Raw genomic sequence first — 25,635 nt, 5'->3', positions numbered from 1 at the left:
GGCCAAGAAGGTGCTGGAACTCTCGCTGCGCGAGGCCCTGCAGCTGGGCCACAACTACATCGGCACCGAGCACATCCTGCTCGGCCTCATCCGTGAGGGCGAGGGCGTCGCGGCCCAGGTGCTGGTCAAGCTCGGAGCGGACCTGAACCGTGTCCGCCAGCAGGTCATCCAGCTGCTCTCCGGCTACCAGGGCAAGGAAACCACCGGCGCAGGCGTCGGCTCCGGCCAGGCTGAAGGCACCCCGGCCGGCTCGGTGGTCCTCGACCAGTTCGGCCGCAACCTGACCCAGGCCGCCCGGGAGAACAAGCTTGACCCGGTGATCGGACGCGAGCAGGAAATGGAACGCGTAATGCAGGTCCTTTCCCGCCGCACCAAGAACAACCCGGTGCTGATCGGTGAGCCCGGCGTCGGCAAGACCGCCGTCGTCGAAGGCCTCGCCCAGGCGATTGTCCGCGGCGACGTCCCCGAGACCATCAAGGACAAGCAGCTCTACACCCTGGACCTCGGGTCCCTGGTGGCCGGCTCCCGCTACCGCGGTGACTTCGAAGAGCGCCTGAAGAAGGTGCTGAAGGAAATCCGCACCCGTGGTGACATCATCCTGTTCATCGACGAGATCCACACGCTGGTGGGTGCCGGTGCCGCCGAGGGCGCCATCGACGCCGCGTCGATCCTGAAGCCCATGCTGGCCCGTGGCGAACTCCAGACCATCGGCGCCACCACCCTGGATGAATACCGCAAGCACATCGAGAAGGACGCCGCCCTGGAGCGCCGCTTCCAGCCGATCCAGGTCAAGGAGCCCTCCGTCGCCGACGCGATCGAGATCCTCAAGGGCCTGCGTGACCGCTACGAGGCGCACCACCGCGTGACCATCACCGACGGCGCACTCGCTTCGGCGGCCAGCCTGTCCGAGCGCTACATCTCGGACCGGTTCCTGCCGGACAAGGCCATCGACCTGATCGACGAGGCCGGCGCGCGGCTGCGCATCCGCCGCATGACCGCCCCGCCGGAGCTCAAGGTCATGGACGAGAAGATCTCGGCCATGAAGCTCGAGAAGGAATCCGCGATCGATGCGCAGGACTTCGAGGGCGCCGCCGCACTGCGCGACAAGGAGCAGAAGCTCATTGCCGAGCGTGCGGAGAAGGAACGCCAGTGGAAGACCGGCGGCATGGACGACATCTCCGAGGTGGATGAGGATCTCATCGCCGAGGTGCTGGCGAACTCCACCGGTATCCCGGTCTTCAAGCTGACCGAGGAAGAGTCCTCGCGCCTGCTGAAGATGGAAGACGAACTGCACAAGCGTGTTGTCGGCCAGGACGAGGCCATCAAGGCCCTGTCCCAGGCGATCCGCCGCACCCGTGCGGGCCTCAAGGATCCGAAGCGCCCGGGCGGCTCGTTCATCTTCGCCGGCCCCACCGGCGTCGGCAAGACCGAGCTCGCCAAGGCCCTCGCGGAGTTCCTGTTCGGCGAGGAAGACGCCCTCATCACGCTGGACATGTCCGAGTACTCGGAAAAGCACACCGTGTCCCGGCTCTTCGGTGCCCCTCCGGGCTACGTGGGCTACGAGGAAGGCGGCCAGCTGACCGAGAAGGTCCGGCGTCGTCCGTTCTCCGTGGTCCTGTTCGACGAAGTGGAGAAGGCCCACGCCGACCTCTTCAACTCGCTCCTGCAGATCCTCGAAGACGGCCGCCTCACCGACTCCCAGGGCCGTGTGGTGGACTTCAAGAACACCGTGATCATCATGACCACGAACCTCGGCACCCGGGACATCTCCAAGAGCGTTGCAACCGGCTTCCAGTCCGGCACGGACACGCAGACCGGCTACAACCGGATGCGCGCCCGGGTCACGGAGGAGCTCAAGCAGCACTTCCGCCCCGAGTTCCTGAACCGTGTTGACGACGTCGTGGTCTTCCCGCAGCTGACCCAGGACGAGATCATCGAGATCGTGGACCTGTTCGTCAACCGCCTCGAGAAGCGCCTCAAGGACAAGGACATGGGCATCGAGCTCACGCCCGCGGCCAAGGTGCTGCTCGCCACCCGCGGCTACGATCCCGCGATGGGCGCCCGGCCGCTGCGCCGGACCATCCAGCGCGAGATCGAGGACCAGCTCTCCGAGAAGATCCTCTTCGGCGAACTGCACTCCGGCGACATCGTGGTGGTGGACGTCGAGGGTGAAGGCGACGAGGCGAAGTTCACCTTCGCCGGTAACGCCAAGCCGCGCATCCCGGAGATCGCTCCGAGCGTCTAGGCGCAAAAGCTACGAATGCAAGAGGGCTCCGGCCGCTTCCCAGGAAGCGGCCGGGGCCCTCTGTGCGTCTGTGCTGCCGTCTGTCCTGCGTCGGCCCGCGTCGGTCCTGCCCGGCAGGCCTCAGGCTTTGACCGTGATCCACTCGCCGTCGATGGCCGCGTTCAGCTTCGCCAGCGGCGCCTGTGCCGGACCGTTGACCACGCTGCCGTCGGAGCCCTTGAAGGAGGATCCATGGCACGGGCACTGGAAGTCCTGTCCGGCCGGGGCCACCGGGCAGCCGGCGTGGGTGCAGGCCGCGTCGTACGCCACGACGGTCTTGTCATCCTGCCGGAAGATCACCACCGTCTTGCCATTGATGTTTCCCGTGGCGGTGGAGCCGACCTTCACCTCGCTCAACTTGCCGATCCGGACGGCGGTGCCAGCCGGCACCGACGGGCCCGCTGCCGCTGAGGACGACGGCGGCCCAGCGGGCGAACCTGCGCAGGCCGAGAGGCCCAAGGCGCTGCCGCCCAGGGCGCCGGCACCAAGGAGTAGGGAGCGTCGGGGCAAGGACTTTTCAGGGTTCATGGACCCATCATGCCAACACTCCCTGAAAGTCCGCTCCGATTCGGCAGCATTTCAGTCTGAAGTGAGTGTTTCACTCTCAGTGAACGGAGTGTGATCCGGGGCACAAGGCGTGTTGAATCGGGGCATGGCTTCTACTGACATGCAGACCCCGGCTGAACAGCCCGAGACCCCGTTCCACGACCTGGACCACTACCTCGCGATCCCCAGGGTCAGCGGCCTGGCCCTCAGCCCGGACGGCAGAAGGCTGGTCACCACCGTGGCCACGCTGAACGACAAGGGCACCGAGTACCGCACCGCCCTCTGGGAACTGGATCCGGCCGGGAAGAAGCAGGCCCGGCGGATCACGCGCAGCGCCAAGGGGGAGGCCGGCGCCGTGTTCGCCGCCGATGGCAGCCTCTACTTCACTTCCGCGCGTCCCGACCCGGAAAGCCCGGACGCCGATCCGGTCAATGCCCTCTGGGTCCTTCCTGCCGACGGCGGCGAGGCCCGGGTTGCGTTGTCACGGGCCGGCGGCGTTAGCGGCCTGCTGGCCGCTAAACAGGCGGACGCACTGTTCGTCACGGCCTCAGTCCTCGCCGGGTCCACCGGCGAGGATAACGACGAGGAGCGCCGCAAGGCCAGGCAGGACAACAAGGTGGCCGCGATCCTGCACAGCGGCTATCCCGTGCGGTACTGGGACGCGGACCTGGGCCCCGCCCAGCCGCGCCTCTTCGCCGTCGTACCCGGGGACCAGCCGGAACCCGGCAAGCCCGCGACCGTGGACGCCGCGGCCCCGGTCAAGCTGCGGAACCTGACCCCGGATGCCGGCAACGGGCTGCGCGACGCTGAAACCGTGGTCAGCCCCGACGGGAAGACCCTCTACAGCACCTTCACCCGGCCCCTGGCCAACGCGGACTCCCGGACCATGCTGGTGGCCGTGGACGTCGCCACCGGCACGCGGCAGGTCCTGCTGGACACCGAAGGCATGAGCTACTTCCCCGGCCCGGTCAGCCCGGACGGCCGGACCCTCGCCGTGGTCAGCGAATCCGACACCACGCCGGAACAGGCGCCACGGGTGTCACTGCACCTCCTCGACCTCGGCACCCCGGACGCGGAACTGACTCCGCTCGCGCACAACTGGGACCGCTGGCCCCACCCCGCCGCCTGGCTGCCGGACGGTTCTGCCCTGCTGGTGACCGCGGACGACGACGGCGCGTCCCCGGTATTCCGGATCGACGTGCCCGACGACGCAGGCAACGCAGCCGGCGATGCGGCCCCGGTGCGCCTGACGGCCGACGCCGCCGCGTACACCGATCTTTCGGTTTCGCCGGACGGAACGGCGGCCTACGCCCTGCGTAGCTCCTACGAATTCCCCGCCGAAGCGGTCCGGATCGACCTGGCCAGCGGCGAGGTCACCAGGTTGCCGGCGCCCGCCGACCGCCCGGCCTACCGCGGCACGCTGGAGCGGGTGGAAACCACGTCCGCCACCGGCGACCGCGTTCCCGGCTACCTCGCACTGCCGGAAGGCGCCTCGGCCGGCAACCCGGCCCCGCTGCTGCTCTGGATCCACGGCGGCCCGCTGGGATCCTGGAACGCCTGGACCTGGCGCTGGAACCCGTGGCTGCTGGTGGCCCGCGGCTACGCCGTCCTGCTCCCGGACCCGGCCCTGTCCACCGGCTACGGCCAGGCTCACATCCAGCGCGGCTGGGGCGAATGGGGCAAGGCACCCTTCCAGGACCTGATGGCCATCACGGACGCCGTGGAGCAGCGCGCCGACATCGACGAGACGCGCACCGCGGCCATGGGCGGGTCTTTCGGCGGCTACATGGCCAACTGGGTGGCCGGGCACACGGACCGGTTCAAGGCGATCGTCACGCATGCCAGCCTGTGGGCCCTGGACCAGTTCGGTCCGACCACCGACGCCGCGCAGTACTGGCTCAAGGAAATGACCGTGGAGATGGCCGCGGAGAACTCGCCCCACCTGCACGTGGAGAACATCCGCACCCCGATGCTGGTCATCCACGGCGACAAGGACTACCGGGTGCCCATTGGGGAGGGGCTGCGGCTCTGGTACGAGCTGCTGTCCAAATCGCAGCTGGCGGCCGACGAGAACGGCGAGACCGAGCACCGGTTCCTGTACTTCCCGGACGAAAACCACTGGATCCTGCAGCCGCAGCATGCCAAGGTCTGGTACGGCGTCGTCGAGCACTTCCTGGCCCGGAACCTGCTGGACAAGGACCTGCCCGTGCCGGACGAGCTGGGCCTCTAAACCCCCCGCCGGGCCCCTGCTCGGGGCCCGGCGCGGGCCTCCCGCAACCCGCGCCGTAGGATTGGGGCTGTGACTGACTCGATCCGCATCCGCCCGGCCCGCACCGGCGACGTCGCCGCCATCAAGACCCTCGTGGCACCCCTGGCCGATCAGCGGATCCTCATGGCCAAGGAAACGGTGGCCTATTACGAGAGCCTGCAGGAGTTCCGGATAGCCGAAGCGGCCGACGGCGAGGTGATCGGCTGCGGGGCACTGCACGTGATGTGGGAGGACCTTGCGGAGGTGCGCACCCTGGCCACCTCCGATGCGTGGCGCGGCAAGGGCGTCGGCCACCTGCTGGTGGAGCGGCTGCTGGAGGACGGCAAGGCGCTGGGCATCTCCCGGGTGTTCTGCCTTACCTTCGAGGTGGACTTCTTCAAGAAACACGGCTTTGACGTGATGGCGGACCAGACGGCCGTGGATCCAGTGGTGTATTCGGAGCTCCTGCGCTCGCATGACGAGGGTGTTGCGGAGTTCCTGGACCTCGCCCGGGTGAAGCCCAACACCCTCGGCAACACCCGGATGATCCGTACGATCTAAGCCTCAGCTGCCCCTGCCGAACGGGCCTTCCGCCAAATCAACATGGTGGATAAACTGATGGCGGCCCAATGGGGAGGGCCACCAGCTTCGGAGGCAGAAATTGCACAATCGCGTGGTTTTTCCAGATTTCTCCGCATTTCAAATGTCGATCGACGCCGCGCCCGTCCAGCCGGATCCATCCGGCACGGACCCCGCCTTAGGCTCCGGCCCTGGCGCCGGGGCCGATGACGCCGCCGCCCGCAGGCTGCAGGCCCGGACCGCCCTTGGTCCCGGCGCCTGGCCGGGCTTTACACCACAGGCCACACCAGGCACCTGAACGCTCCTGCGGGGGCGGAATCCGGAGCCTACCAATGGTCGGGCCCCGGTAGTAGGGTCGAGACAAGCAGCCAGGACAACCATCCAGGGAGCACAGCCATGAAGAAACTCATCAACGATCCCAAAGCAGTGGTCGACGAGTCAGTGGAGGGGTTTGGGCTGGCGCACGCCGACCTCGTGACCGTCCATCCGGATCCAAAATTCATCGTCCGCAAGGACGCCCCGGTGGCCGGTAAGGTCGGGCTCGTCTCCGGTGGCGGCAGCGGACACGAACCCCTGCACGGCGGCTACGTGGGCATGGGCATGCTCGACGCCGCTGTACCGGGAGCGGTCTTCACCTCGCCTACCCCGGACCAGATCCTACCCGCCACACTGGCCGTCAACTCCGGCGCCGGCGTCGTGCACATCGTCAAGAACTACACCGGCGACGTCCTGAACTTCGAGACCGCCGCCGAGCTGGCCCAGGCCGAGGGCGTGGAAGTCCGCACCGTGCTGGTCAACGACGACGTCGCCGTGCAGGATTCGCTCTACACCGCCGGACGCCGGGGCGTCGGAGGCACCGTCCTGATCGAGAAAATCGCCGGCGCCGCCGCCGAGCGCGGCGACAGCCTGGACGCCGTCGCCGCCATCGGTGACCGCGTCAACCAGAACGTCCGCAGCATGGGCGTCGCCCTGAGCGCGTGCACCGTTCCGCACGCCGGGGTGCCAAGCTTCGAGCTTGAGGACAACGAAATCGAGATCGGCATCGGCATCCATGGCGAGCCCGGCCGGCAGAAAATCGCGATGGAACCTGCCGACGGCATCACGGACCGCCTGCTGGACCCGGTGGTCAGCGACCTCGGGCTCGCCTCGGGCGATAAGGTCCTGCTGTTCGTCAACGGAATGGGCGGCACCCCGCAGAGCGAGCTGTACATCGTCTACCGCCGGGCGGCGCAGCGGCTCGCGGACCAGGGCGTCACCGTGGCCCGCTCACTGGTGGGCAACTACATCACGGCCCTGGAAATGCAGGGCTGCTCCATCACGGTCCTGCGCCTCGATGACGAGATGACCGGGCTGTGGGACGCGCCGGTGCACACCGCCGCCCTGCGCTGGGGAGCCTGAGCATGGGCCTGGATGTCGGCTGGGCGGTGCGGTGGCTGACACTGTCCGCGGAGGCCATGGCGGAGCACCGGGTGGAACTAATCGAACTGGACCGGCCGATCGGCGACTCGGACCACGGCGAGAACATGGACCGCGGCTTCAAAGCTGTGATGGACAAGCTCGCTGAGACGCCGCCCGAGACCGCCGGGGCTGCCCTCAAGCTGACCGCCATGACCCTGATGTCGAAGGTGGGCGGCGCGGCCGGTCCGCTCTACGGAACAGCGTTCCTCCGCGCTGCCACGGCACTCGGGGACGCCGCCGACATCGACGCCGCCACCCTCGCGGGAGCCCTGCAGGCCGCCCGCGACGGAATTGTGGCGCGCGGCAAGGCCGAATCCGGGGACAAGACGATGGTGGACGCCTGGACGCCCGCCGTGGACGCCTCCGCCGCAGCAGCCGGTGCCGGCGACGTCCGGGAGGTCCTGGTGGCGGCCGCCGAGGCAGCCGAGGCCGGCGCCGTCTCCACCGATCCCATGCAGGCCCGCAAAGGCCGCGCCAGCTACCTGGGGGAGCGCAGTATCGGCCACCGCGACCCGGGCGCCGTCTCCACCGCCCTGATCCTGCGGGCTGCCGCGGGGGCGGCCGGATGACCGTCGCGCTCGTCGTCGTCTCGCACAGCGAGAAAATCGCCGACGGCGCCGTCGAACTCGCCGCCCAAATGGCGCCCGACGTGACGATCCTGGCGGCGGGCGGCACCGACGACGGGCGGATCGGCACCAGCCTGGAAAAGGTCATGGACGCCCTCGAACGGGCCGCCGGGGACAGCGGCGTTGTGGTGCTTACTGACCTCGGCTCCGCGGTGATGACGGCGGAGTCCGCGGTGGAGTTCGCCGCCGACCCGGGCTCGATCCACCTGGCCGAGGCCCCGCTGATCGAGGGACTGGTGGCGGCCGCGGTATCGGCCCAGGCCGGCGCCGACGCCGCGACGGTCAAGGAGGCGGCTGAAGCTGTCTACCGTCCACCGGCGCATCCGCATGCAGCCGGGCACCCGCACCAGCAACCGCCGGACGCCCAAGGCGACTTCGAACTGATCAACCAGGCGGGCATGCACGCCCGGCCCGCTGCGAAAATCGCCGGCGGCCTTGCCGGGATGGACGCGGAGGTGACCGTCAACGGCGTCGACGGCGCCTCCATGACGGAGCTGATGATGCTTGGCGCCGGCAAGGGGACGGTGCTGCACATCGAGGCGAGCGGCGCGGACGCTGCCCGGGCCGTGGACTACCTCGGCGGGCTGATCAAGGCCGGCTTCGGCGAACCCTAGGGCGTCCTCAGCCCGGAAGCCGCAAACCCGCGGGCTGCAGTTCGGCGAGGCCGTCGCTGAGCAGCCCCGCAATGGCCCGGTCCAGCTGTTCGGGCGCCGGATTCAGCCGGTGCAGCGCTGCGAGCGGTACGCCGATCCCGTCCGCTTCGAAGCCCAGGTCCGCCGGGGCATCCGAGAACAGTTCGCGGGCAACGGGGGACTCGGCCAGCCGCAGGACCGCCATCACCGCCCCGCGGACCTGCCGGTCCGTGCCATGCCAGGCCTGCCCCTTGGGAGTGTAGGTGGGCGCCGGTTCGCCGGCCGCGAGCCAGGCGCAGGCTCCTCGGACCGGGCAGCTGCCGCACTTGGGCGCCCGGGCGGTGCAGACCAGCGCACCCAGCTCCATCACCGCGGCGTTCCAGCGCACGGACTCTGCGCCGTCGTGGGGCAGCAGTTGCTCGGCCAGCCGCATTTCAGCGGCCGTCAGGGCCGGCGCCGGCAGCGCGGATCCGGCGAACAGCCGTGCGTGGACCCGGCGGATGTTGGTGTCCACCACCGTCGCCCGGCGGCCAAACGCGAACGCGGCGACGGCGGCCGCCGTGTAGCTGCCCACCCCCGGCAGCTCCAGCAGCTCCGGGTAATTCCCGGGAACCTCGCCGCCGTGGTTTTCCACGATGGCGGTGGCGGCAGCATGCAGCCGGAGGGCACGCCGCGGATAGCCCAGCCGGCCCCAGGACCGGACGGCCTCGCCGGCAGCTTCCCGGGCAAGATCGGCCGGAGCCGGCCAGCGCCGAAGCCACTCTTCCCACACGGGCAGCACCCGGACCACCGGGGTTTGCTGAAGCATGACCTCGCTGACCAGCACGCCCCAGGCGGAGCAGCCGGCGTCGCGCCACGGGAGGTCCCGGGCCGTCCCGGCGAACCAGGACGCCAGGGCGGTGTGCAGTTCGGCCAACGGAATGAGTGGGGCTGGCGCGGCCGGGGCAGGCGGGACCGGCACGGGCGCGGTTGCTGGAAGGGCTGGGGGTTCGGCTAATGCTTTGATCGACCCAGCTTAATAGAGACGCGCACCATAAGGCGGCCGGCGGCGTGGTGGGGCAGCATTACCCGCAGCGTTCTCTAGCCTAGAAGCATGGTCAGGCAAGGCAACTCAGGAACGCGCGGCTCGGGACCGAAGGGTTCCTCCGGCGCAAAGGCCGGGGCCGGCCGCCGGCCGGCCCGGAAACCCCTCAGCCCCGTCTACCGCCGGCGCAGGCTGGTTGTGGGGGCCGTCCTGCTGCTGGTCATCGCGCTCGCCGTTGGAGGTTTCGCGGCGATTTCGGCCGCCCTCAAGGGACCGGCGCCGGCGGCCACGGCCTCCGATTCCCCGCAGACCCCGGGCGCTACTGGCGGCCCCGACCCGTCCGCCACCCCCACGTCCACCTCGGGCGCGGGCTGCGACGAAAAGCTCCTGACTGTCACCGCGTCAACTGACAAGGCCGCCTACGGCCCCGACGAGAGCCCGCTGCTGACCTTGAAGGTCACCAACAAGAACCGGGTGGCGTGCGAGGTCAACATCGGCACTTCACAGATGGAGTATCTGGTCACCAGCGGGTCGGACCGGATTTTCTCCTCCCGGGACTGCCAGGCGGAGAGCGATGACCTGGTCAAGAAAATCCCCGCCGGCCGGACCGAGACTGCGAACTTCCCGTGGAACCGCAAACGCTCCACCGAGGGCTGCAAGGTGGTCGACGCCCAGCCCGGCGGCGGCGGCGCCTACTACGTCTTCACAGCACGGCTCGGCAACAAGACCAGCCCCAAGGCCGTCTTCCAGCTCGGCTAGGCCCCGGACGCCGAATGCCTTAGAGGAACCGGTCCAGCAGGCTGGCCTCGGCCATCCGGCTCAGCCCTTCACGGACCGTCCGGGCGCGCTGGTCGCCGATGCCGTCAACTGTCATCAGATCATCGATTGTGGCCGCCATCAGGAACTGCAGTCCGCCGAAGTGGTCCACCAGGCGGTCGGCCACAGCCTTCGGCACGGCCTTCAGGCCCGAGAGCAGACGGTAGCCGCGCGGCTGCACCACGGCGTCGAGGTTGGCCTCGCCGCCGGCGAAACCGACGATGCCCGCGATCCTGCCGAGGTCGATAAGTTCGGTGGGGCCCAGGTTCACCAGGGACTTGACGGCGTCCTCAATGTCCGCGGCGGAGGCGCTGGGGCTGGAGTAGTCACGGATGATGACGTCGCTGCCGGGGCCGCGGCCCACCGTCAGTTCGTCCAGCTGGAGCGAGAGCAGGCGGCCGTCCTCGCCGAGTTCCAGGACGTACTGGGAGATCTCCTCGGAAATGCGCCGGACCATTTCCTGGCGCTGCAGGGTCACAGCGACGTCCCGGACCGTCACCATCGCCTCGATCTCCAGCGCCGAAAGGGAGCTGGTCACCTGGTCCAAACGTGAGCGGTACCGTTCCAGGGTGGCGAGGGCCTGGTTGGCGCGGGCCAGGACCTTTTCGGAGCCCTCCAGGACGTGCCGCAGGCCGTTGACGTAGAGCGCGATGATCTGCATCGACTGGCTCACCGAAACCACCGGGACACCGGACTGGATGGCCACACGTTCCGCGGTCCGGTGCCGGGTGCCCGTTTCCTGGGTTTCGATGCTTGAGTCCGGCACCAGCTGGACACCGGCGCGCAGGATGTTCCCGGCATCCTTGTCACAGACGATGGCGCCGTCCATTTTCGCCAGTTCACGCAACCGGGTGGGGGAGAAATCGATGCCGATTTCGAAGCCGCCGGAGCAGATGGACTCGATGGTCTTATCCATGCCCAGCACGATCAGGGCTCCGGTCCGTCCGCGGAGGATACGCTCCAGGCCATCCCGCAGGGCCGTCCCCGGTGCAACCCTGGCCAGCGTCGCCTTCAGTGCATCTTCGGGACTCCGAGCCATAGGTTTTCCCTTCAAAGGTGCGGAACGCAGTCCGCTAGTGCGCCGGTTTTTATCGGTTTTCGATCATAGGCCGGCAAGAACAAAAATGCCCGGTTTCCCGTATGGACCATCATAGGGGCAACCCGGCCCGGTTTCCGCACGGACAAGCCCCAAAGTGGCCCATCACGGTCCGTCCGGAGGTGCCGCGGAACTGTCTCTCCGGGCGGCGCCGGAAACCGCATTTTCGCCGGCCAGCCCGGGCCAGCCGCCGCCTGCGATAAACTTGGAGCCTTGGGTGTACCGCGGGCTCTCCGCGCCGTGACCCGTCCACAGCCGCAGCGAAAGTAGCACCGTGTCTCAAGAAGTCCACAGCCCCGCCCGAGTCCAGGAGATTCACAAGCAGGCAGCCCGGCGACGGACCTTCGCAGTCATTTCCCACCCTGACGCCGGCAAGTCCACCCTGACCGAAGCCTTGGCCCTGCACGCCAAGGTGATCGGCACCGCCGGCGCCTCCAGCGGCAAGGCCAACCGCAAGGAAACCGTCTCCGACTGGATGCAGATGGAAAAGGACCGCGGCATCTCGATCAGCTCGGCGGCCCTGCAGTTCGCCTACCGCGACACCGTCATCAACCTCCTGGACACTCCCGGACACGCTGACTTCTCCGAAGACACCTACCGCGTGCTGGCCGCCGTCGACTGCGCAGTGATGCTGGTGGACGCCGCCAAAGGCCTGGAAACCCAGACCATGAAGCTTTTCGAGGTCTGCAAGCAGCGGAACCTGCCCATCATCACCGTGATCAACAAGTGGGACCGGCCCGGACTCGATGCCCTGGCCCTCATGGACGAGATCACCGAACGCACCGGACTGCAGCCCATGCCGCTGACGTGGGCCGTCGGCATCTCCGGTGACTTCCGCGGCGTCTGGGACCTGCGCAACGACCGGTTTGCCCAGTTCAAGCGCAACAACGCCGGCGCCAACATTGCCCTCACCGAGTACTTCACCCCGGAGGAGGCGGCAGAGAGCCAGGGCGGCGACTGGTCCAACGCCCTCGACGACGCCGGCCTGGTGATCGAGTCCAACCTCGCGTTCGACGTCGACGCCTTCCATGCGGGCAAGGCGACGCCGATTCTGTTCAGCTCCGCCGCCCTGAACTTCGGCGTGAAGGAAATCCTCGACGCCCTGGTGGACTTCGCACCGCCGGCAGCACCCCGGCCCGACGTCGACGGCGCCGCCCGGCCGGTGGACGCCCCGTTCGCCGGGTTCGTCTTCAAGGTCCAGGCCGGTATGAACAAGGCGCACCGTGACCACGTGGCCTTCATCCGGGTCTGCTCAGGCGTCTTTGAGCGCGGCATGGTGGTCACCCAGGGCCGCACCGGAAAATCGTTCGCCACAAAATACGCCCAGCAGGTGTTCGGCCGGGAACGCGAAGTGATTGACGAGGCCTTCCCCGGTGATGTCGTGGGCCTGGTGAACGCCTCGTCGCTGCGCGTCGGGGACAGCCTGTTCCTGGAACAGCCCGTGGAGTTCCCGGCCATCCCGCTGTTCGCCCCGGAGCACTTCCAGGTGGCCCGCTCCAAGGACCCCAGCCGTTTCAAGCAGTTCCGCCGTGGCATCGAACAGCTGGAGCACGAGGGCGTGATCCAGGTACTCCGGTCGGACATCCGCGGTGACCAGGCGCCCGTGCTGGCCGCCGTCGGCCCCATGCAGTTCGAAGTGGTCGAGGACCGGATGGCGCACGACTTCAGCGCCCCGATGCGGCTGGAGCGGCTGCCCTACTCGCTGGCGCGGATCACGACGGCGGACGCCATGCCCGCACTGGCCAACGTCCAGGGCGCAGAGGTGCTGCTGCGTTCCGACGGCGAATACCTGGCCCTCTTCAACGACGTCTGGGCGCTGCGCCGGATCGAGAAGAACCTTCCCGACCTGACGCTTGTGCCGATCGGCACGCACAACCCGGCCAAATAACCGGCAGGGCGCCGTCGGACTGCCGCCGGGGCGCCCAAACTTTTCCGCGGTTAGGTCTTCCTGAATATGGATTCCGCGGTATCATAAGTAACCTTGCTAATTTCGCGGGCGCCTGGCGATCCTGTCGGCTTCAAGAACTGCACCGTCCGATTCCATGTGCGGACCCGTATCGAGGGAACAAGAAAACTCGTTGACAGCAACTATGGAATCCGGCTCTCTGCTCAGTGGGCGGTACCGGATCGAAGCCCTCCTTGGCAGGGGAAGCCAATCAACCGTCTACCGGGCCCACGACGAACTGTTGCAGCGCGAGGTGGCGGTCAAGCTTTTCCGCAACGGTGCGGACGACCTCGAACACACCCGCCGCCAGGGTCAGGAAGTGCGGATCCTCGCGGGGATAAGCCATCACGCCCTGGTGACGCTGTACGACGCAGGGGCCGACCTCAGCAATCCCGACGCCCGGCTCACGTACCTCGTGATGGAACTCGTCCGCGGCCAGGACCTGCGCCACCGGTCCCTGCAGGGGCCGCTCTCCGCCGCCCATATGGCCCACATCGGCTATGACCTCGCCGACGGTCTCTCCTACATCCACCACCGCGGGATCGTGCACCGTGACATCAAACCGGCGAATATCCTGCTGGTCGACTACAGCAACGACGACCGCCGCCCCCGGGCAAAGCTGACGGACTTCGGTGTGGCGGCCATGCTGGGACACAACCGCACCGACGACGACGGCGGCACCTCGGGGACTCCCGCTTACCTGAGTCCGGAGCAGGCCGGCGGCGGCCCGGCCGGCCCGGCCAGCGACATCTACTCGCTCGGACTCGTGCTGCTCGAGGGGCTGACCGGCAAGATGGCGTACCCTGGCGCGCCGATCCAATCCGCGGTGGCCCGGCTCCTCCACGACCCGCAGATCCCGGAGGAGCTAGCCCCGATGTGGGTGGCACTGCTCTCCTCCATGCTGTCCCGCGACCCTGCAGCCCGGCCGCACGCGAGGGAGGTCTCCCTTGCCCTGCGCCAGGAAGTCATCAACGGTGCCGGCCGGCACCGGCAGCAGCGCGCGGCCGTGGAGCACGACGAGGAGGGCCGGATGCGCGCCGTCGAGCGGTACCGGATCCTCGACACCCCCCAGGACGGCGCGTTCGACCGGATAGCGGCGCTCGCGGCCCGGCTGTTCTCGGTGCCGGTCGCCATCGTGAGCGTTGTGGACCACGACCGGATCTGGTTCAAGGCCCACCACGGAACGGAGGTCACCGAGATCGGCCGGGACCCGGGGCTTTGCGCCTCGGCGATCCTGCAGGACGGCCCCTGGATCGTCGAGGACGCAGCGAGGGATGTGCGGACGCTGTCCAACCCGCTCGTTGCCGGGGATTTCGGGCTGCAGTTCTACGCCGGGGTGCCGCTGCGCACCCCGGACGGCTTCAACCTCGGCACGTTCTGCATCCTGGACCGGGAGCCGCGGAAGTTCACCGCGGAGGACACGCGCACCCTCGAGGACTTGGCCGCGATCGTTATGAACGACCTCGACCTGCGGCTGCAGAGCCGCGAGGTGACCGCCAGCTAACCGCAACCGCCGCGTCCGCGTGCACGGCCTTCTCGGACCCCGTCTGCCGGTCAGCGCTTCCCGGCGTGCAGCGCGAGTTGCAGCTCGAACCGCGCCACCGGATCCTCCAGCGCATCGCCGAACAGCTCACGCAGCTGCGCCGCCCGGTAGCCAACGGTCTGCGGATGGATGCCCAGCTCGGCGGCCACCGGCGCCCGCTGGCCCCAGTGGCGGAGCCAGGACAGCAGCGTTTCGGCCAGCCGTTCACGCTGCGCCGGGCGGAGCCCCTCCAGCGGTGCCAGGCGTCGGTTGGCCAACTCGGTGATGGCGGAGGGTTCGGCGCCCAGGACCACCGCCGCGAGATGCTCGTCCGCCCAGATCGGCGGGTCCTCCGGGCCCTCGCGGTGCGGTAAGACCGATGCCGCCAGCACGGCCAGCCGCAGGGACTCCGGAGCCTTTTCCCAGCCGCCGGCCGGCCCCACGGCGGCGCCACGGCCCCGGAGCGCCTTCGCCAGGTCAGCCCGGGCGGCCTTGGAGGTGCGCGCCGGAACCAGCGCCACGGCGTCGGTCTCGCGTTCGATCACCAGGGTTCCGGGACCGAGCCGGAGCCGCAGGCCGCCCGCGCGGTCTACCGGCAGCGTCACCACTACCATCCGGGCGGGAAGGGACCAGTCGGCCATCGCCGCCGTCTGCCGCAGCGCCGCCTCGTCCGCCTGCCCCAGCAGCAGCAGGTCCAGCAGTTCGGTGCGGCGCCGGTCCACCGCCCCGGCGCGTTCGGACTGTTCAAAGGCGTACGCCTCGGCGCTGACCGCGGAGAGCTCGTCGATGTAGGCGAGGATCGACTCCCCGAGGTCCACCACCACGTTCTGGCCCAGGTGTTTGTCCACGGAGACCTTCGACATTTCGCGGAACGTCACCCTCGCGCCCATCCGATAGGCGCTCAGCAGCGCATCCATGCTCCGGCCCTGCCGGAACTCGCCGCTGCCCAGTCCGGCCACCAGCTGCCGGCTCGACTCGGACAGCGCCGGCAAGGTGGTGCCCGGAAGCTGCAGGAACCGATCCAGCGCCGTCGCGACCCCGCGGCGCAGGCCCCGGCCAAAACGGCCCTCGATGGGCCTGGCGTAAGCGGGAACCAGCTGGGGGACCGCCTCGATGATGGCCTCCACAATGAAGGGAACTCGCGGGCGCAGCATGTCGCTGACCTCCCGCGGCAGCGCCAGCCACGGCGGGTCATAGGCGGGGTAAGCGGGGTGGGCGGCGGGCGTAGCATCCATGGCGGAAATCCAAAAATTGTTGCGTGGAAACAGTTTCTCTGAGTCGATCGTATGCCTTGGGTGAAGAATTATGACTTAGACTGACATATGGTTAATAAATGATCCGGCTCCGTAAGCTGGCGCGCGCCGCATCTCTACTGACCACCCCACTAGCTCCAGAAGACATTCTGTCGCTGTTCAACCCCGTGTTCTCTGCCCGCCAGTTGCGCGGCGTAGTCACCCGGGTGGTTCCAGAAACGGTCGATTCCGCCACCATTTTCTTCCGTCCCGGCCGAGGCTGGCAAGCGCACCGCGCAGGCCAGTGGGCCCGCATCGGCGTCGAGCTTAACGGCGTCAGGCACTGGCGCTCGTACTCGCTGAGCGCCCCCGCAGGCGAGGACCCTGCCATCACCGTGACGGACATGGGTGCCGTCTCCGGCACGCTGGTGCGCACTACTAAGCCCGGCGACATCCTCTTCCTGGCGCCGCCGCAGGGCGATTTCGTCCTCCCCGAGCACCCCCGCCCGCTGCTGATGCTGACGGCCGGCAGCGGCATCACTCCGGTGATGTCGATGGTCCGGACCCTGGTCCCGCGCCGTCCGGACGCCGACGTCGTGCTCATCCACACGGCACGGACGGCCTCCGATGCCATCTTCCGTGAGGAACTCTCCGAGCTCGCGGACCAGTTCCCGAACTTCAAGGTCATCCACTGGTTTACCGGCGAACAGGGGCGGCTGGACTTCACCACCCCTGCCGGACTGGACACCCTGTGCCCGGACTGGCGTGAGCGTGCCGCCTACGCCTGCGGCCCGGAGGGCTTCCTGGACGACGCCGAGGCCCTCTGGGAACTCCCGGCCGAGCCCGGCAGCGACCCTTCCGCAACCCTGACGATCGAACGCTTCAGCACCAGCCTGGCCGGCGGTGCGGGGCACGACGGCGGACTGGTCACCTTCGAGGCCTCGGACCGCGAAGTCGACGCCGACGGCAGCACACCGCTGCTCGACGTCGGCGAGGACGCCGGGGTGCTGATGCCCAGCGGCTGCCGGATGGGTATCTGCCACAGCTGCCTGATCCCGCTGCGGGCCGGCCAGGTCCGGGACCTGCGCACCGGCGAAGTCCACGGCGAGCCGGGCCAACTAATCCAGACGTGTGTTTCGGCAGCCGCCGGACCCGTTAACCTCGACCTCTGAGGAGAACCACCCTATGACCACACTTGCTGACAAGCCGGACACTGAAACTGCAGGCGCCGCCGTCGTAAAGAAGCGGCCCGGGGCCCTGGCCGAGACCGGCAGCCCGCTGCTGCGGCCGCCCGCCGCCGCGCACCTGTCCGACGAGCAGGTCGCTGAACTCGGCCGCGAACTCGATGCCATCAAGGACGAGATCCTCGCCAAGCGCGGCTCCGATGACGCCGCCTACATCCGCCGGATGATCAAGATCCAGCGCGGACTCGAGATCTCCGGCCGCGCCGCGCTGCTGGTCAGCAAGAACAAGGCCGCCTGGGCCACTGGAACGGCCTTGCTGAGCTTCGCCAAGATCCTGGAAAACATGGAACTGGGCCACAACATCCTGCACGGCCAGTGGGACTGGATGCGCGACCCGGACATCCACTCCACCACCTGGGAATGGGACTTCGTCACACCGGCCCGCTCCTGGCAGCACACCCACAACGACCTGCACCACCGCTGGACCAACGTGGTGGGCAAGGACAACGACATCGGCTACAACCTCCTGCGGATGGACCCGCAGCAGGAATGGAAGCCCTTCAACCTGGGCAACCCGCTCTACAACGCGCTGCTCGCGCCGGTCTTCGAGTGGGGCATCGCCATCTACGACCTCGAGCTCGTCGACTACCGCGAGGGCAGGAAGTCCAAGGAGGCCCTCACTAAGGACCTCAAGGCGCTGGGCCGCAAGGCCCTCAAGCAGTTCACCAAGGATTATGCCGCCACCCCCGCCGTCGCCATGCTCAGCGGATCGGGCAAGCAGGCGCTGTACGGCACCCTGACCGCCAACGCGGTCCGCAACGTCTGGGCGCACGCGGTGATCTTCTGCGGGCACTTCCCGGACGGCACGGACACGTTCACCGAGGAAATGGTCGACGGCGAGACGCGCGGCGACTGGTACGTGCGCCAGATGATCGGCTCCGCTAACATCTCCGGGTCCAAGTTCATGCACCTGATGACCGGCAACCTCTCGCACCAGATCGAGCACCATCTCTTCCCGGACCTGCCCTCGAACCGCTACGCCGAAGTGGCGCCCAGGGTGCGGGAAATCTGCCAGCGCTACGGCCTGCCTTACACCACCGGCCCCATCTGGAAGCAGGTCGGGTCCACCTGGGCGAAGATCTTCAAGCTCGCCCTGCCGCCGAAGAAGGCCTAGGCGGTACCAGCGGCCCCGGTGCCTGCGGTCCCGGGGCCGCTCAGCCTTTGACGGCCGAGCCGAGCACGTGCGCCAGCGGCGGGTTGCCGGGCAGCGCCGCGAACCCGAACCGTTCCAGGTCCTCCACGGCCAGCCCGGCCCGCACTATGGCGGCCGTGGTGTCCCGGTTCGGATGGCAACCCCCGGCCAGCCGGCTCCAGAGCGGTGTCAGCAGGTCCTCCGCCAGGGCTGCCAGGCGGTGCGTGGAGCGGACATGCTCGTAGAACAGCAACCGCCCGCCGGGCTTGAGGATCCGGACGGCCTCGGCCAGGACGGCCGCCGGTTCGGCCACGCTGCACAGCACCAGGCTGGCGACGACGACGTCCACTGACGCGTCCGCCGCCGGAAGTGCCTCCGCGACGCCGTCGAGCACTGTCACCGGCACCGGCGCGGCCCCCGCGGCCGTGACTGCCAGCGCCCGGAGCGTCGGGTCCGGTTCCAGCGCTATGACTCCGGTGACCGCGGGCGGATAGTGCGGGAAAGTGGCGCCGTAGCCTGCCCCGATTTCGACGACGGCGCCGTGCGCACCCGCTACGAGGCGCCGCCGGTGGGCCGCGGCCCCGCGCGCGTCCATCCGCGGGCCCAGCCGGGCGAAGTTCCGTCCGAACGACGGCGTGGGGTCGGCGGCAGCCATGGCGGGCGCCTAGCCGACCCGGGCCGGATTGAGGTGCAGGCGCCGCAGGAGCTGGGCGTTGAGGGCCACCACAATGGTCGAGGCGGACATCAGGACGGCGCCGGCCGCGGGGGAGAGCACAATTCCGGCGAAGGCCAGGGCCCCGGCGGCCAGGGGCACGGCGATGACGTTGTAGCCCGTGGCCCAGACCAGGTTTTGCCACATCTTGCGGTAGCTGGCCCGGGACAGGTCCACCATGGACAACACCGCACGGGGGTCGTTGCCGGCCAGGACCACCCCCGCGGACTCCACGGCCACATCCGTACCGCCGCCGATGGCCATGCCTACCTCGGCCCTTGCCAGGGCGGGGGAGTCGTTGACGCCATCGCCCACCATCGCCACCTTCAGGCCGCGGCCCTGCAGCTCGGCGACTTTCTGGTCCTTGTCCGCTGGGAGGACCTCGGCGAAGACCTCGTCAATGTTCAGCTCCGCCGCGACGGCCGCCGCCACCTGCCGGGCGTCACCGGTGATCATGGCAACCTTGATGCCGCGCTGCTGCAGCGCGGCCACGGCCTGCGCGGACTCCGGACGGACCGCGTCCTCCAGGCCCAGGGCTCCGAGCACACTGCGTCCCTCGATGACGTGCAGCACGGCCGCACCCCGGTCCGCCCAGCCGGCAGTGGTGGTGGCCAGCTCGGCGGGTTCGGCGGCGCCGAGTTCCCGCAGCAGCGCCGGGCCGCCCACGTGGAGCCGCCTGCCTTCCACTAGGGCGCTGACACCCCGGCCGGTCAGCGAAGTGAAGTCCGTGGCGGCGGGGATTCCAAGGCCGCGTCCGCGGGCTGCTCGGACGATCGCCCGGGCCGCGGGATGCTCACTGTCCGCTTCCACGGCGGCGGCGAGGGCCAGGATATGGTCCTCTTTCTCCCCTGCGGGGACGGTCACAGCGCGGACCTCCGGGGCGCCCTGCGTCAGCGTTCCGGTCTTGTCGAACAGCACGACGTCGACCGTGCGCATCCGTTCCAGCGCCATCCGGTTCTTGATCAGCACCCCGGCGCGGGCCGCCCGTTCCGTGGAGATCGCGATGACCAGCGGGATGGCCAGGCCGAGGGCGTGCGGGCAGGCGATCACCAGGACGGTCACGGTGCGTTCAACGGCGTCGGCCACGCTGCCCAGCAGGGTCCAGACCGCGAACGTCACCACACCGGCACCGGCGGCGAAGTAGAACAGGAAGGCCGCGGCCCGGTCCGCCAGGGCCTGCGCCCGCGACGAGGACGCCTGGGCTTCGGCCACGAGGCGCTGGATTCCGGCCAGCGCGGTGTCCGCCCCGATGGCCGAGACCCGGACCCGGACGCTGTTATCCGTGGCGACGGTTCCCGCCACCACGGCGTCGCCGGGGGAGCGGAGGGCGGTCCTGGATTCACCGGTGATCATGGATTCGTCGAAGTCGGCACGGCCATCAAGGACTGTGCCGTCGGCCGGCATCCTGCCGCCGGGCCGGACCAGGATCGTATCGCCGCCGGCCAACTCGGAAACTTTGACTGTCTCCGTGCCGGTGTCCGTGACCCGCTCCGCCTCGTCAGGAAGGAGCGCGGCCAGGGCGTCCAGCGCACCCTGCGCCGAGCCGAGCGCACGCATCTCGAGCCAGTGCCCCAGCAGCATGATCGTCACCAGCAGCGCCAGTTCCCACCAGAAGTCCAGGTCAAAGCCGCCAACGCCCACGCTGGTGGCCCACGAGGCGGCAAAGGCGACGGTGATGGCCATGCCGATCAGCAGCATCATGCCCGGCCGGCGGGACGTCAGTTCGGTGAAGCCGCCCTTCAGGAACGGCTGGCCGCCGTAGAGGAACACCACGGTGCCCAGCAGCGGCGGAACCCAGGCCGAGCCGGGAAACTCCGGCGGCCGGTAGCCCAGCAGGTCACCGAACATGGGACTGAACAGCACCACTGGGACGGACAGCGCCAGGGTCAGCCAGAACCTGTTCCTAAACATCGCCACACTGTGGCCCGCGTGCTGTCCGTGGCTGTGGACCAGATGGTCATCGTCGCCGCCCGCCTGCTCCGCATCATGCCCGTGATGTCCGTGCGGCTGGACCGTCGGGAACACTACGGGCCCTCGCCGAGTTCCTTCACGTGGTCCCGGTATTGTTCCACGGTGAGCTCACCCCGTGCGAAGCGTTCGTCGAGGATCAGCCGGGCCTGGCTCTTGCCGGCGGGGAACCCCGGACCCGGTCCGGGTTGGCCCGGGCCGGGCTGGCCCGGGTGGGCGGCCACGCCGGGGTGTCCGGGCTGGCCCAGGACTCCCGGATGCCCCAGGCCCGGAGGCAGGCCGTGCCCCGTCCCGCCGAACACCCGCACCGCCAGCAGCACAAGCACAGCGATTCCGACCAGGAGCATCATGCCCCAGAGCCACATCCACCACAGGTTCTGCCCGTAACCCCACATCATGTCCGGTCCCTCCGCTCCGAGAAGCTGTTGCTCCCATGGTGCGCCGGAGCGGGGGTGGGCGCTAGGGTCCTAAGTCGTCCCGCGGCACGCGAGGGGCCGCCGCCGTCGTTGAGCGGCCCGGCGGTCCGTTGCCGTCAGCTGATGAGCAACCCCAGGGCCTCGGCGAGGTGGCCCACCTCGCGGACGGAGAACCCGGCCGGGACGGGGCCGGGGCCGTTCGGGCTGGCAGGCACCACGGCGTGGGTGAACCCCAGCCGGTGGGCCTCCTGGATGCGCTGGTTGATACCGGGCACCGGACGAACCTCACCGGCCAGGCCCACCTCGCCGAACGCGATGAGCCGCTGGGGAAGCGGTTTCTTGGCCTTCGCGGACGCCACCGCCAGGGCCACGGCAAGATCGGTGGCGGGCTCGCTGAGCTTTACACCGCCGACGGTCGCGACGTAGGAGTCATCCTTATGCAGCAGGCAGCCGGCACGCTGTTGCAGCACGGCCAGGAGCATCGCCACCCGGGAGCTGTCCAGGCCGCTGGTGGCCCGGCGCGGCTGCGCGTTGGCGCTTTCGGCGAGCAGGGACTGGACCTCGGCCAGCAGCGGCCGGCGGCCCTCCAGCGTCACCGTGATGCACGTTCCGGAGACGGGATCCTTCGTGCGCGAGACGAACAGGCCGCTGGGATCCGCCAGCCCCACAATGCCGTCCTCGTTCAGGTCGAAGCAGCCGACGTCGTCAGTGGGGCCGTACCGGTTTTTCACGGCACGCAGCAGCCGCAGCCGGGAGTGCCGCTCACCCTCGAACTGGCAGACAACATCCACCAGATGTTCCAGCAGCCGGGGCCCGGCGATCGAACCGTCCTTGGTCACGTGCCCCACGAGCAGGGTGGTCATATTGCGGCGTTTGGCGGCGGCAATCAGCGAGGCCGTGACCTCCCGGACCTGGGAGACGCCGCCGGCGCTGCCCTCGACGTCGGCGCTGCTGAGTGTCTGGACCGAATCCACAATCAGCAGCCGGGGTTCGAGTTTTTCCACCTGCCCCAGCGCCTGCCCGAGGTCCGTTTCGGCGGAGAGGTACAAGGACTCGGCGACGGCGTCGATCCGGTCCGCCCGCAGCTTCACCTGCGCCGCGGACTCCTCGCCCGTGACATACAGGACGTCCTGCGCGGTCCGGGCGAACTTGGCCGCGACGTCCAGCAGCAGCGTGGACTTGCCCACGCCGGGCTCGCCGGCCAGCAGGATCACGGCACCGGGAACCAGGCCACCGCCCAGCACCCGGTCCAGTTCATCCACCCCGGTGGGAAGGAATGCCGCCGTCGTCGCGTCCACCTCGGCGATCCGGCGGGCCGGCTCCAGAACGGTGGTGGCCGCCGTCGTCCGCGCCACCGCGGCGCCTGTCTCTTCCACCGTGCCCCAGGCCTGGCACTCGCCGCAGCGGCCAACCCACTTGGCTGTGGTCCAGCCGCATTCCGCGCATTTATAGCCCGGTGCCTTGGCGGCCCGGGAAGTCTTTGTTGCCATTGCTCCACCCTAGCCGCGGGCGCTGACATTCCGGTGCGGTTCCGGGCGGCCGCACGGTGCGGTCCTAGAGGGCGGGAAGCAGGTCCCGGGCGTCGTCCGGGTCCAGGCCGGAGGCCTCGAGCAGGTCCACCATCAGGGGGCGGAACAGCATCACCACGGTTTCCCCCTCGAGCCGCTGCACGTCCAGCAGCCGGGGGTGCAGCCGGCCCGCGGTTTCGCTCAGTTCCACCCGGGCCGTGCGCAGGTGGGCCCGGCGGACACTGTCGTTGACCTCTGCCAGGCCCAGTCCCAGTTCATCGATCGCCGCCGCCGTCTCCTGCAGGACCTCGGCAATGTTCTCCGTGGCCTCGTCGGAGAGCGCGGCGTGGTTGATGGCGCTGGTCAGCCGACGCGCGAAAACCCTGCTGTTACGGAGGGCCAAATCGATAAAGTCCACCGACTGCGCCAGCCGGTCCAACTCGTCCCGGTACCGGCGGTAGGCGGGGGCCAGTGTGGCGACCTCCCCGGAGGAACGCAGCGTCTGGCGCATCGCGTCGACCATGGGCTGGCAGTTCCGGCCCCGGATCAGCGCGTGCCACGCCTGGGTGGAATCGCTGTTGGTGAGGGCGGCGGAGCACTCTCGGAGCACCTCCGCCAGTTCGTGCAGCAGCTTCTTGACGTCGTTGCGGGGTTCGCGGCGGGGGTCCTTGGGGATAAGGAAGGTCACCAGGAGCGCGAAACCGCCGCCCACCACCGCGTCGATACTCCGGGTAAACGGCCCGCCGGCCGGCGCCGGCAGCAGCACCACCAGCAGGGACTGCAGGCCCAGCTGGGTGGTGAAAATGGTCCCGCTGTCCAGGAACCGGGCCAGCAGGATGGAGAACAGGAGCACGACGGCGGCCTGCCAGATCCCGGCGCCCAGCCAGTGCAGGAGCAGGTCCCCCACCACAATGCCAATGGTGCAGCCCAGGCCCACTTCCACGACCCGCCGCAGCCGCGGATCGCGGGAGAAGCCCAGTGCGATCAGGGAGGAGGTGGCGGCGAACAGCGGCCCGGTGTGGCCCAGGACGTACTCGGCGAAGGCGTAGGCCCCCACCGCGCAGGCCGTCATTTGGACGGCCGGTACCAGCGACTTCCGGCTCCGGATGAACCCGGTGCGGACCCGGCCGCGCAGGAATCGTGCGCTTGCGGTGAATCCAGTAGCGGCGGCCATGCCCCCAGTCTATTTGCAGTCCGGGGACCGCCGGGTTGCGCACCACCGGCCCCTACGACTGTGACGCAGCCAACGCAACTGCGAACCGTCAGTTGTCGACCAATGGTCCGACGTCGTTAACCTGTCGTTCACTTTGGGCCACATTTCCCTTCACCTGGGGCCCTTAACTTCGATAGAGGTACAAACCGTACCCACCGTCTTTATCGCCCGGACGTCTCCGGTCCGGCACGCATCTGAATAACCCTGGAAGGGGTACATCTAGTGAAGGCATCACGCTTCGGCCGCAACGCGGCCATCGCTGTTATCGCAGCCGGCGCACTCGCGCTCACCGCTTGCGGTTCGGACAACGCAACCAACACCGCGGCAGGCACCGCTGCGGCGTCGGGCCCGAAGGTTACCGGCACGCTGACCGGCATTGGTTCCTCCGCTCAGGGCGCGGCCATGGACGTGTGGAAGACCAACTTCGCCTCCGCGAACCAGGGCGTCAACGTGCAGTACTCCCCGGACGGTTCCGGCGCAGGCCGCAAGGCCATCCTCGACGGCTCGGCCCAGTTCGCCGGCTCCGATGCCTACCTGAAGGACGAAGAGCTCGCCAAGGCCAAGGACAAGTGCGGCCCCGACGGCGCCGTCGAGGTTCCGGTCTACATCTCGCCGATCGCCATCGCCTTCAACATCCCGGACGTCAAGGACATCAAGCTCGATGCCCCCACCGCGGCCAAGATCTTCCGCGGCGAAATCGCCAAGTGGAACGACCCCGCCATCGTCGCCCTGAACCCGGACGCCAAGCTCCCGGACCTCAAGGTGACCCCGGTCAACCGCTCCGATGACTCCGGCACCACCAAGAACTTCACCGACTACCTCTCCGCCGCGGCTCCCGATGTCTGGAAGGACAAGGCCGATGGTGTGTGGCCATCCTCGCTGAAGGGCGAGAACGCCAAGGGCACCTCCGGCGTCGTCAAGACGGTCACCGACACCCCGGGTGCGGTCACCTACGCCGACGACTCTGCCGTCAGCGGCAAGCTGGGTACCGCCGAGATCAAGGTCGGCTCCGAGTTCGTCAAGATCTCCCCGGAAGCCGCTTCCAAGGCCGTGGACCTGGGCAAGCCCGTCGAAGGCCGTGGCGCCAACGACCTCGCCATCAAGCTCAACCGCACCACCACCGAATCCGGCGCCTACCCGGTTGTCCTGGTTTCCTACCACGTGCTCTGCAGCACCTACGACAAGCAGGAGACCGTAGACCTGGTCAAGTCCTTCGAGAAGTACGTGCTCTCCTCCGAGGGCCAGAAGGCTGCCGCCGAGTCCGCCAAGTCGGCTCCGATCTCCTCCACCCTGGCCGAAAAGGCTGTGAAGGCTGTCGAATCCATCAAGGTCAAGTCGTAAGGTTTGAACTGAACCGCTGAGTTCCCCGCCCCGCCGCCCGGCGGGACGGGGAACTTAGCCGCGTTCCCGCAGTTTTCCAGTTTTCGCACTTCC

Annotated in this window: 21 protein-coding genes; 12 read left to right on the top strand and 9 right to left on the bottom strand. The window is 68.8% G+C overall.

Features of this window, described 5'->3' with window-relative positions; genetic code table 11:
- The coding region (locus tag AC1DHD_RS00900) for an ATP-dependent Clp protease ATP-binding subunit (protein WP_476877870.1) at window positions 1-2,245 on the top strand (2,245 nt) is incomplete at its 5' end.
- Between the two features lie 120 nt (window positions 2,246-2,365).
- Here the strand turns inward: AC1DHD_RS00900 and AC1DHD_RS00895 are convergent.
- The gene (locus tag AC1DHD_RS00895; RefSeq protein ID WP_476877869.1) at window positions 2,366-2,812 is read right to left on the bottom strand and encodes a Rieske (2Fe-2S) protein; all 447 of its coding nucleotides are present in this window, start codon (window positions 2,810-2,812) and stop codon (window positions 2,366-2,368) included.
- Window positions 2,813-2,936: 124 nt separating this feature from the next.
- Here AC1DHD_RS00895 and AC1DHD_RS00890 point away from each other — a divergent pair, with 124 nt between their 5' ends.
- The 5 genes from AC1DHD_RS00890 (at window position 2,937) to dhaM (ending at window position 8,355) form a co-directional block, all read left to right on the top strand.
- Window positions 2,937-5,060 carry an alpha/beta fold hydrolase gene (locus AC1DHD_RS00890; protein ID WP_476877868.1) on the top strand — a complete coding sequence of 708 codons (2,124 nt, stop codon included), beginning with the start codon at window positions 2,937-2,939 and terminating at the stop codon, window positions 5,058-5,060.
- Between the two features lie 69 nt (window positions 5,061-5,129).
- Window positions 5,130-5,639, top strand: a complete 510-nt coding sequence (locus AC1DHD_RS00885; RefSeq protein ID WP_476877867.1) for an amino-acid N-acetyltransferase — start codon at window positions 5,130-5,132, stop codon at window positions 5,637-5,639.
- 414 nt (window positions 5,640-6,053) lie between these two features.
- Window positions 6,054-7,055, top strand: a complete 1,002-nt coding sequence (gene dhaK, locus AC1DHD_RS00880) for a dihydroxyacetone kinase subunit DhaK (protein ID WP_476877866.1) — start codon at window positions 6,054-6,056, stop codon at window positions 7,053-7,055.
- Between the two features lie 2 nt (window positions 7,056-7,057).
- A complete protein-coding gene (dhaL, locus tag AC1DHD_RS00875) occupies window positions 7,058-7,684 on the top strand; it encodes a dihydroxyacetone kinase subunit DhaL (protein ID WP_476877865.1) in 627 nt (208 codons plus the stop codon).
- Window positions 7,681-8,355: a dihydroxyacetone kinase phosphoryl donor subunit DhaM gene (dhaM, locus tag AC1DHD_RS00870; RefSeq protein ID WP_476877864.1), complete on the top strand. Its 675-nt coding sequence runs from the start codon at window positions 7,681-7,683 to the stop codon at window positions 8,353-8,355. The genes dhaL and dhaM overlap by 4 nt, the downstream gene beginning before the upstream one ends.
- A 7-nt stretch (window positions 8,356-8,362) precedes the next feature.
- Here dhaM and AC1DHD_RS00865 read toward each other — a convergent pair whose 3' ends face one another.
- Entirely contained in the window at window positions 8,363-9,199 is an 837-nt protein-coding gene (locus AC1DHD_RS00865) for an HhH-GPD family protein (protein ID WP_476877873.1), read from the bottom strand.
- Window positions 9,200-9,466: 267 nt separating this feature from the next.
- On the opposite strand from AC1DHD_RS00865, the gene AC1DHD_RS00860 reads away from it, so the two are divergent.
- Entirely contained in the window at window positions 9,467-10,156 is a 690-nt protein-coding gene (locus AC1DHD_RS00860) for a hypothetical protein (RefSeq protein WP_476877863.1), read from the top strand.
- A gap of 19 nt (window positions 10,157-10,175) precedes the next feature.
- Here AC1DHD_RS00860 and disA read toward each other — a convergent pair whose 3' ends face one another.
- The gene (gene disA, locus AC1DHD_RS00855) at window positions 10,176-11,252 is read right to left on the bottom strand and encodes a DNA integrity scanning diadenylate cyclase DisA (protein ID WP_476877862.1); all 1,077 of its coding nucleotides are present in this window, start codon (window positions 11,250-11,252) and stop codon (window positions 10,176-10,178) included.
- Window positions 11,253-11,583: 331 nt separating this feature from the next.
- On the opposite strand from disA, the gene AC1DHD_RS00850 reads away from it, so the two are divergent.
- Together AC1DHD_RS00850 and AC1DHD_RS00845 are read left to right on the top strand one after the other, a co-directional pair.
- On the top strand, window positions 11,584-13,197 hold the full coding sequence (locus tag AC1DHD_RS00850) for a peptide chain release factor 3 (protein ID WP_476877861.1): 1,614 nt from the start codon (window positions 11,584-11,586) through the stop codon (window positions 13,195-13,197).
- A 190-nt stretch (window positions 13,198-13,387) separates the two neighbouring features.
- Window positions 13,388-14,758 carry a protein kinase domain-containing protein gene (locus AC1DHD_RS00845; protein WP_476877860.1) on the top strand — a complete coding sequence of 457 codons (1,371 nt, stop codon included), beginning with the start codon at window positions 13,388-13,390 and terminating at the stop codon, window positions 14,756-14,758.
- Window positions 14,759-14,808: 50 nt separating this feature from the next.
- Here the strand turns inward: AC1DHD_RS00845 and AC1DHD_RS00840 are convergent, their stop codons facing one another.
- Window positions 14,809-16,011: a PucR family transcriptional regulator gene (locus AC1DHD_RS00840; protein WP_476877859.1), complete on the bottom strand. Its 1,203-nt coding sequence runs from the start codon at window positions 16,009-16,011 to the stop codon at window positions 14,809-14,811.
- A 98-nt stretch (window positions 16,012-16,109) separates the two neighbouring features.
- On the opposite strand from AC1DHD_RS00840, the gene AC1DHD_RS00835 reads away from it, so the two are divergent.
- Together AC1DHD_RS00835 and AC1DHD_RS00830 are read left to right on the top strand one after the other, a co-directional pair.
- On the top strand, window positions 16,110-17,180 hold the full coding sequence (locus tag AC1DHD_RS00835; RefSeq protein WP_476877858.1) for a ferredoxin reductase: 1,071 nt from the start codon (window positions 16,110-16,112) through the stop codon (window positions 17,178-17,180).
- 13 nt (window positions 17,181-17,193) lie between these two features.
- Window positions 17,194-18,366, top strand: coding sequence for a fatty acid desaturase family protein (locus AC1DHD_RS00830; protein WP_476877857.1), 1,173 nt, complete (start codon window positions 17,194-17,196; stop codon window positions 18,364-18,366).
- A gap of 40 nt (window positions 18,367-18,406) precedes the next feature.
- On the opposite strand, the gene AC1DHD_RS00825 is transcribed toward AC1DHD_RS00830, so the two are convergent.
- The 5 genes from AC1DHD_RS00825 to AC1DHD_RS00805 all read right to left on the bottom strand — a co-directional run bounded on the left by AC1DHD_RS00825 (window position 18,407) and on the right by AC1DHD_RS00805 (window position 24,162).
- Complete coding sequence (locus AC1DHD_RS00825; protein WP_476877856.1) at window positions 18,407-19,039, bottom strand: class I SAM-dependent methyltransferase; 633 nt, start codon at window positions 19,037-19,039, stop codon at window positions 18,407-18,409.
- Between the two features lie 9 nt (window positions 19,040-19,048).
- Complete coding sequence (locus tag AC1DHD_RS00820; protein ID WP_476877855.1) at window positions 19,049-21,121, bottom strand: copper-translocating P-type ATPase; 2,073 nt, start codon at window positions 21,119-21,121, stop codon at window positions 19,049-19,051.
- Window positions 21,121-21,462 carry an SHOCT domain-containing protein gene (locus AC1DHD_RS00815; protein WP_476877854.1) on the bottom strand — a complete coding sequence of 114 codons (342 nt, stop codon included), beginning with the start codon at window positions 21,460-21,462 and terminating at the stop codon, window positions 21,121-21,123. Before AC1DHD_RS00815 ends, AC1DHD_RS00820 begins: the two co-directional genes overlap by 1 nt.
- Before the next feature lie 134 nt (window positions 21,463-21,596).
- Window positions 21,597-22,970 carry a DNA repair protein RadA gene (radA, locus tag AC1DHD_RS00810; RefSeq protein WP_476877853.1) on the bottom strand — a complete coding sequence of 458 codons (1,374 nt, stop codon included), beginning with the start codon at window positions 22,968-22,970 and terminating at the stop codon, window positions 21,597-21,599.
- A gap of 64 nt (window positions 22,971-23,034) precedes the next feature.
- Window positions 23,035-24,162, bottom strand: a complete 1,128-nt coding sequence (locus tag AC1DHD_RS00805) for an FUSC family protein (protein WP_476877852.1) — start codon at window positions 24,160-24,162, stop codon at window positions 23,035-23,037.
- Window positions 24,163-24,423: 261 nt separating this feature from the next.
- Here AC1DHD_RS00805 and pstS point away from each other — a divergent pair, with 261 nt between their 5' ends.
- Window positions 24,424-25,542, top strand: coding sequence for a phosphate ABC transporter substrate-binding protein PstS (gene pstS, locus AC1DHD_RS00800; RefSeq protein WP_476877851.1), 1,119 nt, complete (start codon window positions 24,424-24,426; stop codon window positions 25,540-25,542).
- The last annotated feature ends 93 nt before the right edge of the window (window positions 25,543-25,635 follow it).

This window comes from Arthrobacter sp. 05L45_2 (assembly GCF_056397525.1).
This window is presented reverse-complemented; position numbering and strand designations above follow the sequence as displayed.

Coding starts and splice junctions, on each gene's coding strand:
- AC1DHD_RS00895 (WP_476877869.1), bottom strand. CDS start 2,812: ATGAACCCTGAAAAGTCCTTGCCCCGACGCTCCCTACTCCTTGGTGCC.
- AC1DHD_RS00890 (WP_476877868.1), top strand. CDS start 2,937: ATGGCTTCTACTGACATGCAGACCCCGGCTGAACAGCCCGAGACCCCG.
- dhaK (WP_476877866.1), top strand. CDS start 6,054: ATGAAGAAACTCATCAACGATCCCAAAGCAGTGGTCGACGAGTCAGTG.
- dhaL (WP_476877865.1), top strand. CDS start 7,058: ATGGGCCTGGATGTCGGCTGGGCGGTGCGGTGGCTGACACTGTCCGCG.
- dhaM (WP_476877864.1), top strand. CDS start 7,681: ATGACCGTCGCGCTCGTCGTCGTCTCGCACAGCGAGAAAATCGCCGAC.
- AC1DHD_RS00860 (WP_476877863.1), top strand. CDS start 9,467: ATGGTCAGGCAAGGCAACTCAGGAACGCGCGGCTCGGGACCGAAGGGT.
- disA (WP_476877862.1), bottom strand. CDS start 11,252: ATGGCTCGGAGTCCCGAAGATGCACTGAAGGCGACGCTGGCCAGGGTT.
- AC1DHD_RS00840 (WP_476877859.1), bottom strand. CDS start 16,011: ATGGATGCTACGCCCGCCGCCCACCCCGCTTACCCCGCCTATGACCCG.
- AC1DHD_RS00835 (WP_476877858.1), top strand. CDS start 16,110: ATGATCCGGCTCCGTAAGCTGGCGCGCGCCGCATCTCTACTGACCACC.
- AC1DHD_RS00830 (WP_476877857.1), top strand. CDS start 17,194: ATGACCACACTTGCTGACAAGCCGGACACTGAAACTGCAGGCGCCGCC.
- AC1DHD_RS00825 (WP_476877856.1), bottom strand. CDS start 19,039: ATGGCTGCCGCCGACCCCACGCCGTCGTTCGGACGGAACTTCGCCCGG.
- AC1DHD_RS00815 (WP_476877854.1), bottom strand. CDS start 21,462: ATGATGTGGGGTTACGGGCAGAACCTGTGGTGGATGTGGCTCTGGGGC.
- radA (WP_476877853.1), bottom strand. CDS start 22,970: ATGGCAACAAAGACTTCCCGGGCCGCCAAGGCACCGGGCTATAAATGC.
- AC1DHD_RS00805 (WP_476877852.1), bottom strand. CDS start 24,162: ATGGCCGCCGCTACTGGATTCACCGCAAGCGCACGATTCCTGCGCGGC.